General features: G+C 64.6%; 12 protein-coding genes. 5 read left to right on the forward strand and 7 right to left on the reverse strand.

Annotated elements, in window-relative coordinates; translation table 11 throughout:
- Positions 1-2: 2 nt before the first annotated feature.
- Together WN72_RS15480 and WN72_RS15485 are read left to right on the forward strand one after the other, a co-directional pair.
- Positions 3-1,112 (forward strand): amino acid ABC transporter permease, encoded by a 1,110-nt coding sequence (locus WN72_RS15480; protein WP_092216913.1) that lies wholly within the window; start codon positions 3-5, stop codon positions 1,110-1,112.
- Between the two features lie 15 nt (positions 1,113-1,127).
- Positions 1,128-1,448, forward strand: coding sequence for a hypothetical protein (locus WN72_RS15485; protein ID WP_143130633.1), 321 nt, complete (start codon positions 1,128-1,130; stop codon positions 1,446-1,448).
- A 53-nt stretch (positions 1,449-1,501) separates the two neighbouring features.
- Here WN72_RS15485 and WN72_RS15490 read toward each other — a convergent pair whose 3' ends face one another.
- Both WN72_RS15490 and WN72_RS15495 read right to left on the reverse strand, forming a co-directional pair.
- Positions 1,502-2,920, reverse strand: a complete 1,419-nt coding sequence (locus WN72_RS15490; protein WP_092216915.1) for an amidase — start codon at positions 2,918-2,920, stop codon at positions 1,502-1,504.
- A 146-nt stretch (positions 2,921-3,066) separates the two neighbouring features.
- Positions 3,067-3,843, reverse strand: a complete 777-nt coding sequence (locus tag WN72_RS15495) for an SDR family oxidoreductase (protein ID WP_027558607.1) — start codon at positions 3,841-3,843, stop codon at positions 3,067-3,069.
- Positions 3,844-3,998: 155 nt separating this feature from the next.
- Here WN72_RS15495 and WN72_RS15500 point away from each other — a divergent pair, with 155 nt between their 5' ends.
- Positions 3,999-5,072: a tartrate dehydrogenase gene (locus WN72_RS15500; RefSeq protein WP_092216916.1), complete on the forward strand. Its 1,074-nt coding sequence runs from the start codon at positions 3,999-4,001 to the stop codon at positions 5,070-5,072.
- Positions 5,073-5,300: 228 nt separating this feature from the next.
- Here WN72_RS15500 and WN72_RS15505 read toward each other — a convergent pair whose 3' ends face one another.
- The 5 genes from WN72_RS15505 to WN72_RS15525 form a co-directional block, all read right to left on the reverse strand.
- Positions 5,301-5,942, reverse strand: a complete 642-nt coding sequence (locus tag WN72_RS15505) for a suppressor of fused domain protein (RefSeq protein ID WP_092216917.1) — start codon at positions 5,940-5,942, stop codon at positions 5,301-5,303.
- 165 nt (positions 5,943-6,107) lie between these two features.
- Entirely contained in the window at positions 6,108-7,181 is a 1,074-nt protein-coding gene (locus tag WN72_RS15510; RefSeq protein WP_092216918.1) for a malate/lactate/ureidoglycolate dehydrogenase, read from the reverse strand.
- A gap of 12 nt (positions 7,182-7,193) precedes the next feature.
- The gene (locus WN72_RS15515; protein ID WP_092216919.1) at positions 7,194-8,105 is read right to left on the reverse strand and encodes an NAD(P)-dependent oxidoreductase; all 912 of its coding nucleotides are present in this window, start codon (positions 8,103-8,105) and stop codon (positions 7,194-7,196) included.
- Positions 8,106-8,117: 12 nt separating this feature from the next.
- Positions 8,118-9,368 (reverse strand): Zn-dependent hydrolase, encoded by a 1,251-nt coding sequence (locus tag WN72_RS15520; protein WP_092216920.1) that lies wholly within the window; start codon positions 9,366-9,368, stop codon positions 8,118-8,120.
- 32 nt (positions 9,369-9,400) lie between these two features.
- Complete coding sequence (locus WN72_RS15525) at positions 9,401-10,318, reverse strand: LysR family transcriptional regulator (RefSeq protein WP_027558613.1); 918 nt, start codon at positions 10,316-10,318, stop codon at positions 9,401-9,403.
- Between the two features lie 119 nt (positions 10,319-10,437).
- Between WN72_RS15525 and WN72_RS15530 the strand changes: the two genes are divergently transcribed.
- A complete protein-coding gene (locus WN72_RS15530) occupies positions 10,438-11,253 on the forward strand; it encodes a putative hydro-lyase (RefSeq protein WP_027558614.1) in 816 nt (271 codons plus the stop codon).
- 88 nt (positions 11,254-11,341) lie between these two features.
- The gene (locus WN72_RS15535; RefSeq protein ID WP_027558615.1) at positions 11,342-12,586 is read left to right on the forward strand and encodes an ABC transporter substrate-binding protein; all 1,245 of its coding nucleotides are present in this window, start codon (positions 11,342-11,344) and stop codon (positions 12,584-12,586) included.
- Positions 12,587-12,685: the final 99 nt, after the last annotated feature.

Consider the following 12,685-nt stretch of genomic DNA (forward strand, 5'->3'; position numbering starts at 1 on the left):
GCATGACCGCGATCACCGACATCCCCGATGCACCACGTGCAGCCCGGCGTCCGCAAGCCGGTAACCCGGTGCTGCGCTGGCTGCGCACCAACCTGTTCTCGTCGATCCCGAACGGCATCCTCACGGTCGTGCTGCTGGCGCTGCTCGCCAAGGGCATCTTCAGCTTCGTGCAATGGGGTATCGCGAATGCGGTCTGGCTGGCGCCGGCCAATGACTCCAGCGCCTGTCGTGCCGCGCGTGGCATCGGCGCCTGCTGGGCGATCATCCCCGAAAAATACCGCTTCATCCTGTTCGGCACCTATCCGTTCGACGAGCAGTGGCGGCCGGCGCTGTCGGTGCTGCTGTTCATCGCGCTGTATTATCTCTCGACCCGTCGCGTCCTCTGGCGGCGCGAGCTGGTCTATCTCTGGATCGGGGCACTGGCCCTGATCAGCGTGCTGATGTGGGGCGGGGTGTTCGGGCTCTCCTTCGTCTCGCAGGACCGCTGGGGCGGCCTGCCGGTGACGTTGATCCTGGCGACGTTCGGGTTGGCGTTCGGCTTTCCGCTCGGCATCCTGGTCGCGCTCGGCCGGCGTTCGAAACTGCCGGCGATCCGCTCGCTCAGCGTGCTCTATGTCGAGCTGATCCGCGGCGTGCCGCTGGTGAGCCTCTTGTTCATGGCGAGCGTGATGTTTCCGCTGTTCATGCCTGCCGGCTTCAACATCGACAAGCTCTTGCGAGCGCAGATCGCGATCATCCTGTTCGCGGGCGCGTACCTCGCCGAAGTCATTCGCGGCGGCCTCCAGGCCGTGCCGCGCGGGCAGTATGAAGCGGCGGATGCGCTGGGGTTGTCCTATTGGCGCAAGCACCGGCTGATCATCCTGCCGCAGGCGATCCGCCACGTCATCCCGCCGTTGGTCAACACCTTCATCGCCTTCTTCAAGGACACCAGTCTCGTCCTGATCATCGGCATCTTCGACCTGCTGACCACAGCGAAAACCGCGATCATCGATCCGGCCTGGCAGCAGTTTTCCGTGGAAGTCTACATCTTCGTTGCCGCGATCTATTTCGTATTTTGCTTCGCGATGTCGCGCTACAGCCGGAGCCTCGAGGCTCACACCGCTTCGAGGTAAATCCGGGAGCACGAAATGTTTATGCCGCGCCTATGGCAGGAGCACCGATTCAGACTGGGAATCCTACGTTGCGAAACCCACGTCTGGTTTGCTGGTGGGCTTCAACACGAGGCACGTCAAATCATGATGAAATCCGTTCTCGCCGCGTCGGCCGTTCTGGTCGCGCTTTGCTCCGCTGCCGACGCCCGCGAGGTGGTGCACCATCCATCCATGGCTTCGGAAGCGGCTGTCCGGATGTCACAGGTCCATCCGGGCTCCATGGCTTACACGGCTATGTCGGAGGATGCGGGCTACGACGCGCATCAATATCACGGCGGCCCGAAAGCAAACGACTAGGGCACGCGGATGCCGGCATCGGGGGACGGCTAGGTCCCCCGGTGCGGCCCGCATCATGCCTTGACCTTCGGGTCAATCGGCGTGGTGCCGCGAAGGCCCAGAATGTCCTCCAGCACCTTTGCGCCGGCGAGCACCTGCGCATCCGCGCGCGGGGCGCCGACGACCTGCACGCCGACCGGCAGGCCCGAGGCGGTGAAGCCGCAGGGCAGCGATAGCGACGGGCAGCAGGCAAGCGTGATCGCGTAGACGATGCCGAGCCATTCGACGTAGTTCTCGAACTTCTTGCCGGCGCATTCGGCGACATAGCGGTGCTCGATCGGGAAGGGCGGCACGATGGTCGTGGGCGTCAGCAACAGGTCATAGGTCTTGAAGAACTCGATGGCGCGTGCGGTCATGCCGACGCGCTGCGCTTCGGCGCGCGCGAGCTGCTCGACCGTGAGCTTGAGGCCTTCCTCGATGTTCCAGATCACCTCCGGCTTGAGCAGGTCGCGCTTGGTGCGCAGCAGGTTGGCCTTGGTGATCGCAAAATCGAAAGCGCGCAACACGTGGAAGCATTCATGCGCCTCGCGCCAATCCGGATGCGCCTCCTCGACGATGGCGCCGGCTTCGGCAAAACGCTCCGCTGCCTTGCGCGTGATCGCCTTCACCTCGGGATCAACCGGCGTGATGCCGAGATCGGGCGAATAGGCGATGCGCTTCGGTCTCTTGCCCGACTGCGCGGCGGACAGGAACGAGGTCAGGGGCGCCGGCAGCGACAGTGGGTCGGCGGCATAATCACCGCTCATGGCGTCGAGCAGCAGCGCGAGATCCTCGACGTTGCGCGCCATCGGGCCGACCACCCCGAGATTGCGGTCGATCGCCGATTTCGGGGTATGCGCGACGCGGCCGATGCTCGGCCGCATGCCGACGACGCCGCAGAATGCCGCCGGGCTGCGCAAGCTGCCGCCCATGTCGGAGCCCTGCGCGAGCCAGGCCATGCCGGTGGCGAGCGCCACGGCGGCGCCGCCGGACGAGCCGGCCGCCGACCTTGACGTATCCCAGGGATTGAGCGTCGCGCCGAACACCTCGTTGAAGGTGTTGGCGCCGGCACCGAATTCCGGCGTGTTGGATTTGGCGTAGACCACCGCGCCGTTGGCCTCGAGGTTCTCGACCATGAGGTCGGACGTTGCGGGGATGTTATCCTTGAAGATCGGCGAGCCCTGGGTGTTCAGGACGCCCGCGACGTCGGTCAGGTCCTTGATCGGAACCGGCAGGCCGGCGAGCAGCCCCCGCGCGCCGGCCGGCTTCTGCATCAACGCCTTGGCATTGTCGCGCGCGCGATCGAAGCACAGCGTCGGCAGCGCGTTGACCTTGCCGTCGACCTCCCTGACGCGCTTCTCCACCACATCCAGCAGCTCGAGCGGCGAGACATCGCCCGAACGCAGCTTGTCGACGACGGTGCAGGCGGTGTCGCGGATCAGGTCTTGAGACAAGTGTTTTACTCCTATCAATTGATTGTCGTTCCGGGGCGCCCGGAGGGCGAACCCGGAATCTCGAGATTCTCAGGTGCGCAATTGCGCACCATAGTTCGATGCTTCGCATCGCCCCGGAACGACGACGCTCGATGCTCTATGTTAGTTTAACCCCATCCCGCGCTGATGCCGCCGTCCACCGTGTAGATCACGCCGGACGTATAGCCCGCGCGATCCGACGCCAGGAACGCCATGAGATCGCCGATCTCGCGCGCATGCGCAGGCCGGCCGAGCGGGAGGCTCTTCTGGAATTCCTTGTAGCGGCTCTCGTCGCCGAACTGGTGCTTTGCGCGGGTCTTGAGCAGGGTGACGTGGCGGTCGGTGCCGACCGGGCCGGGATTGATGCCGACCACGCGAATGTTGTCGGCGAGGCTTTTTCCCCCGAGCGCACGGGTGAAGGCCATCAGCGCGGCATTGCCGGCGCTGCCGCAGATGTAGTTGGCATCGAACTTCTCGCCGGCGGCACCAATGTCATTGACGATGACGCCGCCGCCCCTGGCCTTCATCTGCGCGTAGATCTGCCGCGTCAGGTTGATGTAGCCGAACACTTTCAATTCCCAGGCGTGGCGCCAGGTCGCCTCGTCGATCTTGTCGATCGAGCCGCCTGGAATGTCGCCGGCATTGTTGACAAGGATATCGATGTCGGCGGCTTCGCTGGCGAGCCGCCCAACGTCCTCGGCCTTGCGCAGGTCCACGACACTGGTCGCGGCGTCGATCTGGTGCGCAGAACGCAGGCGCTCCGCCAGCGCCTTGAGCTGGTCGCCGCTGCGGGCGGCGAGCAGGAGGTGCGCGCCTTCTTCAGCGAAAGCCTCGGCGGCGGCTGCGCCAATGCCCTTGGACGCGCCTGTGATCAGGACGCGTTTGCCACGCAGATGCAGATCCATGGGAGTACTCGCAAGGATGGGAACAAGATGAAATCAGTAGGCGCTCGGCCGCGCCATGGTCAACATTGCAGTGCAGCGTTGCGCTGCCCGCGACTTTGGTCCATTGCAGTGCGGTCAAAACGCGGCGGCTGCCGGACCAACCAAGGACGTTCTCGATGAGCAAGAAACAATACCGGATCGCAGTCATTCCCGGTGACGGCATCGGCAAGGAAGTGATGCCCGAAGGCCTGCGCGTTCTGGAGGCAGCGGCGAAGAAGCACGGCGTCGCGCTGCAATTCGATCATTTCGACTTCTCGTCCTGGGACTATTACGAGAAGCACGGCCAGATGATGCCCGGCGACTGGAAGGAGAAGATCGGCAAGCACGATGCGATCTACTTCGGCGCGGTCGGCTGGCCGGCCAAGATTCCGGATCACGTCTCCCTGTGGGGCTCGCTGATCAAGTTTCGCCGCGAGTTCGATCAGTACGTGAATTTGCGCCCGGTGCGCCTGATGCCCGGCGTGCCGTCGCCGCTGGCGAACCGCAAGCCTGGCGACATCGATTTCTGGGTGGTGCGCGAGAACACCGAAGGCGAGTATTCCTCGGTCGGCGGCCGCATGTTCCCGGACACCGACCGCGAATTTGTGACGCAGCAGACGGTGATGACCCGCACCGGCGTCGACCGCATCCTGAAGTTCGCCTTCGAGCTCGCGCAGTCGCGGCCGAAGAAGCATTTGACCTCGGCGACCAAGTCCAACGGCATCTCCATCACCATGCCCTATTGGGACGAGCGCGTGGAGGCGATGGCCAAGAAGTTTCCGGGCGTGAAGTGGGACAAGTACCACATCGACATTCTCACCGCGAACTTCGTGCTGCATCCGGACTGGTTCGACGTCGTGGTCGGCTCGAACCTGTTCGGCGACATCCTGTCCGATCTCGGCCCGGCCTGCACCGGCACCATCGGCATCGCGCCGTCGGGCAACATCAATCCCGAGGGCGATTTCCCGTCGGTGTTCGAGCCGGTGCACGGCTCGGCGCCTGATATCGCAGGGCAGGGCGTCGCCAACCCGATCGGCATGATCTGGTCGGGCGCGATGATGCTCGAGCATCTCGGCGAGAAGGTCGCCGGCAAGTCGATCGTCGAGGCGATCGAGCGCACGCTGGCCGAACGCACGTTGCGGACCAAGGATCTCGGCGGCAACGCCGACACCACGGCCTGCGGCAAGGCGGTCGCGGACATGGTGGATTGAGGCTCCTCACCCTCTCCCCTTGCGGGGGAGGGTGGCTCGCCGCGCAGCGGCGAGACGGGTGAGGGGTCTGTCTCCGCAGATGCAGACCTATCAGTCGTAGAATTGGTCGCGGAGAGAGAACCCCTCATCCGGCGCCATGGCCGATGCGAAGCATCGGCGTTCTTAAGAACGGCGGCCGAAGGCCGCCTATGCCACCTTCTCCCACAAGGGGAGAAGGAAGGGCGCACCCTACACATACGACTTCCGTGCCGGATCGAAGATCGGCGGATAGTCGTTGTCATCGAGCAGGTCGAGAAATGGATCGAGCCCCCTGGACTTGATCAGCCCGAGCTCCCGATGCGAGATCAGGTTCACGGTGAGGATCTCCACCGGATCGCCTGCGATCTCGAGCGCTTCGGCGATCGCCTTGTCCGGGCCGATGATCGGCGTGAGAAACAGGAACGTCTGGAAGTCCGTTCCTGCAACCGGCGGCCACGGCAGCGCGACGCGATGGCCGAAGCCGAACCAGGTCGTGTCGATGAACGGCAGATTGGCCAGCCAGCGCAGATTGGCGCAGATCTCCTCTGTCGGCTCGCGGACGTACCACATCAGCTCGGCGCGCGGCTTTGCGTCCCCATGCACGCCCGACATCCGTTGCTCGCTCATGCCGTTGGTGAGAAGGACATAACCTTCGTCGGATCCCTCTTGGCAGACCGGCACGAAATCGCGGCCAAAGGCGTGGATGTCGATGCGGCGCTCCGCGCTGTCGGTGAAGCTGTGCTCGGGCTCGCCAAGCTTGCTTTCGTAGATCGCGAGCCGATGCCGATAGAGGTCGGCTACGGGTGACGGCTCGCTCGGGCCGGACATGAGCTTTGCAAGACGGGAGAACATGTGAACCTCGGGGGCAGATGTGGACCGGGATATCCGCGTTGTCGCGAGACGACGCGGGCCGGTTCAAATCCGCTCCACGAGGGCGGCGGTGATGCGCTTTAGTCCAGACCTTCTTGCGCGATAGTGCATTCGGCCGGGCTGTTCTCAGCGATGCGCTTCGTTCGGTCAGCCCGCGATCTTCTCGATCGCCGCCTGATCCAGCCCGAACTTCTTCCCGGCCTCCAGAATCTCCTGCCAGGTGGTCGGATCGACCGGGATGCCTTCGGCGAGGCGCTTCGTCTTGGTCTCGCGCTCGGGTTCTCCGGCGATCTTGACCTTGTCGACGCCGGGGCCGGGAGGCGAGCCGGTGTGCCAGGCAACAAAACTCTCGACTTCGCGTGCGAGGTTTTCGCCGGTGCCGAGCTTGCTCGGATCGATGACGATCGAGAGCATGCCGTTGAGGACGTTGTACTTGCCGTCGGACGGGCCCTTGACCACCTGCCCGCCGGAGAGCGCGCCGCCGAGGATTTCGCACACCAGCGCGAGCCCCGAACCCTTGTGCTCCCCGAACGGCAGGATGGCGCCGTGCGGCGGGATCACGGTGTAGCGCGGATTGGTGGTCGGCTTGCCTTCATTGTCGATGATGGTGCCGGGCTCGAGCTCGACGCCCTTGTTGTGCGCGACGCGGGTCTTGCCTTGCGCGATCCTGCTGGTGGCGAAGTCGAGCACGATCGGGTCCTTGCCCCTGCGCGGGATGCCGACGCAGAACGGGTTAGTGCCGTGGCGGGCATCGCTGCCGCCCCAGGGTGCCACGATCGGGCGCGAGATCACGTTGACGAAGTGGATCGACACCAGCCCGTGGTCGATGCACTGCTCGGCCCAGTGGCCGATGCGGCCGATGTGGTGCGAGTTGGAGAGGCCGACAAGACACACGCCGTTGCGCTTGGCGCGCTCGGTCGCCAGCTCCATCGCCTCGTGGCCGATCACCTGGCCGTAGCCGGTGACGCCGTCGAGGGTGAGAAGCGGGCCGGTGTCGAGCACGATCTTGACGTGCGAGTTCACGGCGAGGCCGCCGTTGGTGACGCTCTGGACATAGCGCGGGATCATGCCGACGCCGTGGGAGTCATGTCCCTTGAGATTGGCCTCGACGAGATTGGTGGAGACGAGCTCGGCCTCGCGGTCCGAGGAGCCGCCGGCCTTGACGATGGCATGGATGGCGTTGGTGAGCGGCTCTGCCTTGATGGTGCGGTAGTCGGCCATTGTTGTTTGCTCTTATCCTTTCACGATCCGGCGGCAGTGGACCCAGGCCGCCTCAATCAGGTTCTCGCTCGCCTCCGGCGTGCGGAAAGCCGAATGCGCCGACAGCGTCACGTTCGAAATCTTGGTCAGCGGGTGGTCCGCGGGCAGGGGCTCGATGTTGAAGACGTCGAGGCCGGCATGGCGGATATGGCCCGACTTCAGCGCGTCGATCATCGCGGCTTCGTCCACGATCGCGCCGCGGGCGGTGTTGATGAGGATGACGCCCGGCTTCATTTTCGCGATCTTCTCGCGGGTGATCATGCCGCGCGTCTCGTCGTTGAGCAACAGGTGCAGCGACACGACGTCGCTCCTGGCCAGCACAATATCGAGATCGGTGAACTCGATGCCGGGATAGGTCTTCGGCGAGCGGTTCCAGGCGATCACCTTCATGCCCGAGCCGGACGCGATGCGCGCAACTTCCGCGGCGATGCCGCCGAAGCCGATCAGGCCGAGCGTCTTGCCGGTGAGCTGCATGCCGTCCTCGCGCAGCCAATTGCCGGCGCGCATCTCGCGGTCCATCATCGCGATGACGCGGGCGGAGGACCACATCAGCGCGATCGCCGATTCCGCGACGGCGGTGTCGCCGTAGCCCTTGATCAGGTGCACGGAGATGCCGAGCTCGGCGAGCTCCTCGGGGTTCATGTAGCTGCGCGCGCCAGTGCCGAGGAACACGACGTGCTTGAGGCCGGCGCATTTCTTCGCGACCTCGGTCGGCAGCGCCGTGTGGTCGACGATCGCGATCTCGGCGCCGTCGAGGATTTCGGGGTATTGCTCGGGCTTGATATCGGGATCCCGGTGGATCCGCACCTGGGGATCACCCGGCTTCTCCAGCCGCTCCATGATTACGGCGAGGGCTTCGTTGGCGTCGACGAAAACTCCGCGCATGGCTCTCTCCGATCAGGACGCGACGCCGGCGATCGCCAGCACGGTATGCATGAGGACGTTGGTGCCCGCGGCGCAGTCGGGCTGCGTGGCGTCCTCCAGCTCGTTGTGGCTGATGCCGTCCTTGCAGGGCACGAACACCATCGCCGCCGGCATCACGGTGTTGAGGTTGCAGGCGTCATGGCCGGCGCCGGAGGTGATGCGGCGGGAGGAATAACCGAGCGTCTTGGCCGCGTTCTCGACCGCCGCGATCAGCTTGGGATCGAAATGCGTCGGCGGCTTGCGCCAGACGAGATCAATCTTCACGTCGACCTTGCGGCGCGCGGCGATCTCGGCAATCGCGGCACGCAAATCGCGATCGAGCGCATCCATGATGGCGCCATCCGCGCTGCGGCAATCCATGGTGAAGGCGATCTCGCCGGGGATGACGTTGCGCGAGGGATTTGCGATGACGGCCTCGCCAATGGTGCCGACGGCGTTCGGCCCGTGCTTCCTGGCGATGGCCTCCATTGCCAGCACGATCTCCGAGAGCGTTGCCAGCGCATCGCGGCGCAGCGGCATCGGGGTCGAGCCTGCATGGCTCTCGAAGCCGGAAATCTTGCCGTCGTACCAGAGCACGCCCTGGCCGGAATCGACCACGCCGATGGTCTTGCCCTCGGCCTCCAGGATCGGACCCTGCTCGATGTGCAGTTCGACGAAGCAGCCGAGCTTCTGGAAGCCGACCGGCTTGTCGCCGCGATAGCCGATGCTGTCGAGTGCCTGGCCGACGGTCGTGCCCTCGATATCCTTGCGCGACAGAATGTCGTCGGTGGTGAAATCGCCGACGTAAGCGGCGGAGGCCATCATCGCCGGCGCAAAGCGCGAGCCTTCCTCGTTGGTCCAGTTGACCACGCAGATCGGCGCCTCGGTTTCGATCCCGGCATCGTTCAGCGTGCGGATCACTTCCAGCGCGCCGAGCGTCCCCAGAATGCCGTCATACTTGCCGCCGGTCGGCTGGGTGTCGAGATGCGAGCCGATGCCGACGGGCAGCTTCGACATGTCGCGGCCCTTGCGCAGACCGAACTGTGATCCGAGCGCATCGGTGTGCACTTCGAGGCCGGCCTCTTCGCAGGCCTTGCGGAACCAGTCGCGCACCTGCTTGTCTTCGCTGCTCAGCGTCAGCCGCTTCACACCGCCTTTGGCCGTCGCGCCGAATTGCGCGGTCTCGTGGATGGAGCCCCAGAGACGGGCGGAATCGATTTGCAGATTGGTGGCGGCTCGGCTCATGCGGTCGTTCTCTCTTTTGTCCGGCGCCTTTTTCAATGACCCGCCAGCGCGGGCGCGTCAACCGCAAGGCTCCTCTGCGCAATCTGCCGTGCAAGCTCGGCGACGCGTTCCACCGCGACGACGTCGGGCGAGGCGAGCCAGCTCGCGGTAAAGGTCAGCGGCGCGATGGCGAGATCGGTGTCGAGCAGTTGCAGCCGTCCGTCGGCGAGTTCGTTCTCGACGATAGCGTCGGGGATCACGGCGATGCCGAGCCCCTCGACCGCCATGTGGATGACGGTCGCGAGCGAGGCGGACGCATGCAGCCGGATCGGCGGCAGCTCCGGCCGGTCGAACACTTCGCGCACGACCTCGTACGGCTTGGTCTTGCGCGGGAAGGTGATGATCGGAAACCGCGCGAGCTCCGCCGGCGTCACCGGACCTTTGCCGAGGCCGAGGGAGGGACTTGCGAGAAAGCCGATCGGATAATCGGCAAGCACGCGATTATGCACGCCCGAGGCCGACAGCGGTCCCACCACAAACGCCAGCTCGATCTCCTGCGCAAGCAGCCGGGCGGTGAGGTTCGGCGTGATGTCGACCTCGATCTCCAGCGACAGGTTCGGATAGATCTCGTTCACGCTCTTCACGAGGCGCGGCAGCCAGGTGTGCACGATGGTCTCGGCGACACCGAGACGCATCACGCCGCGCATCGCGGAGCGGTCGCCGATCTCCGCCATCATCTGGGCGCGCAGGCCGATCAGCTTCTCGGCATAGACCATCATCTGCCGCCCGCTCGGGGTTGGCGAGGCGACGCGGTGATCCCGGTTCAGAAGCTTCACGCCCATCTCGCGCTCGAGCTGGGCGATGCGCTGGGAGATCGCCGGCTGGGTCGTATTGAGCCGCGCAGCAGCGCCCCGGAAGCTGCCGAGCTTCACGACCCAGAGGAAGGTTTCGATCGACCTGAAGTCGAGCATTGGAAGGATTTTCCCGATCGATAAAACAGTTTTATCGATATCGATTAGAAAGGACGATTAGACTTTATAGTATGCTTGATGTTGGCTGTGCTTGTCGAGTTCATAGGCAGGTCGATCAAATGACTGTTTTAGTGGCAGCGCAGCAAACTGAAACGCCCGACACGCTCCCGAGCCGCAAGGCCCGGCTCGCCTATCGCGAGGGGCTGGTCGCTTCCACCGCCGGAATCGCCCCCGGCTTCGTCCAGGGCAATCTGGCGATCCTGCCGGCCGAATACGCCAGCGCCTTTCACCGCTTCTGCCAGCTCAATCCGAAACCGTGCCCGATCATCGGCATGTCCGATGTCGGCAGTCCGCACATTCCGGCGCTCGGCGCCGATCTCGACATCCGCACCGACGTTCCCCGCTACCGCGTCTGGCGCGACGGCGAAGTGGTGGACGAGCCGACCGACGTGACTAGCTATTGGCGCGACGACCTCGTGACCTTCGTGCTCGGCTGCTCCTTCTCGTTCGAAGAGGCTTTGCTCGATGAAGGCATGCCGATCCGCCACATCGAGCACAATGTGCGCGTCCCGATGTACCGCACCAACATCGCCTGCGGCGAAGCCGGTCCGTTCGCCGGTCCCATGGTGGTGTCGATGCGTCCGTTCAAGCCGGCGGACGCGATCCGCGCGGTGCAGATCACCTCGCGCTATCCCGCCGTGCACGGTGCGCCCGTGCATCTCGGCCATCCGCACCTGATCGGCATCAAGGACATCGCCAAGCCCGACTATGGTGATCCCGTGCCCGTCGCCGACGACGAGATCCCGGTGTTCTGGGCCTGCGGCGTGACGCCGCAATCGGTGATCAATGCCGCGAAGCTTCCGTTCGCGATCACGCATTCGCCCGGCCTGATGCTGGTGACGGATCTGAAGAACAGGACCATGGCCGTGATTTAGGAGGCAGCGTTTGCTGCTTCTTCGGGCTTTACGCTAACCGCCAATCGCTTCATTCGAACAGTCGAAATTCGTAACAGGGGACTTTGCCATGACGATCACTCGCCGCGACGTGCTGTTAGGTGCCACCGCCACTGCTGCGCTGGTGCCGCTCGCCGCACGCGCCCAGACCTCGGAAGTCGTGATCGGCGTCATCTATCCGTTCTCCGGCGGCAGCGCTCAGCAGGGCGTCGACGCGCAGAAGGCCTATGAGACCGCGCTCGAGGTCATCAACAAGGACACCGATTTCGATCTGCCGCTGGCCAAGGGCGAGGGTCTGTCCGGCCTCGGCGGTGCCAAGGTGCGCCTCGTGTTCGCCGACCATCAGGCCGATCCGCAGAAGGGCCGCGCCGAGGCCGAGCGCCTGATCACGCAGGAGAAGGTCTGCGCCATCATCGGCACCTATCAGAGCGCGGTCGCCGTCACCGTCAGCCAGATCTGCGAACGCTATCAGATTCCGTTCGTTTCCGCCGACAATTCCTCGCCGAGCCTGCATCGCCGCGGTTTGAAGTACTATTTCCGGGCCGCGCCGCATGACGAGATGTACTCGGCCGCGATGTTCGACTTCTTCGATGCCATGAAGAAGAAGGGCACCAAGATCGAGACGCTGGCGCTGTTCCACGAAGACACCATCTTCGGCACCGACTCCGGCAACGCCCAGGCCAAGATCGCCGGCGAGCGCGGCTACAAGATCGTCTCCGACATCAAGTACCGCGCCAACTCGCCCTCGCTCTCGGCCGAGGTGCAGCAACTCAAGACCGCCAACGCCGACGTGCTGATGCCGTCGAGCTACACCACCGACGGCATCTTGCTGGTCAAGACCATGGCCGAGCTCGGCTACAAGCCGAATGCGATCGTGGCGCAGGACGCCGGCTTCTCCGAGAAGGCGCTGTACGACGCCGTCGGTGACAAGCTCGAAGGCGTGATCTCGCGCGGCACCTTCTCGCTCGACCTCGCGCAGAAGCGCCCGATGGTCGGCAAGATCAACGAGATGTTCAAGGCGCGCTCGGGCAAGGACTTCAACGACCTCACCTCGCGCCAGTTCATGGGCCTGATTATCCTGGCGGATGCGATCAACCGCGCCAAGTCGACCGACGGCGAGAAGGTCCGCGATGCGCTGGCGGCAACCGATATCCCGGGCGAGCAGACCATCATGCCCTGGAAGCGCGTCAAGTTCGACGAGATGGGCCAGAACAACGACGCCGACCCGGTGCTGCTGCAATATATCGGCGGCAAGTTCGTCACCATCTTCCCGCCGCAGGCCGCGATCGCCGAAGCGACCTGGCCGATGAAGTAAGACTTCGGAGAACGGGAGCAACGACGCTAGCTCCCACCCTCATCCTGAGGAGCGGGCGCAGCCCGCGTCTCGAAGGACGAGGGTGGGCCATCCTTCGAG

Origin of the sequence: Bradyrhizobium arachidis, assembly GCF_015291705.1 — a bacterium.
Classification (GTDB): Bacteria; Pseudomonadota; Alphaproteobacteria; order Rhizobiales; family Xanthobacteraceae; genus Bradyrhizobium; species Bradyrhizobium arachidis.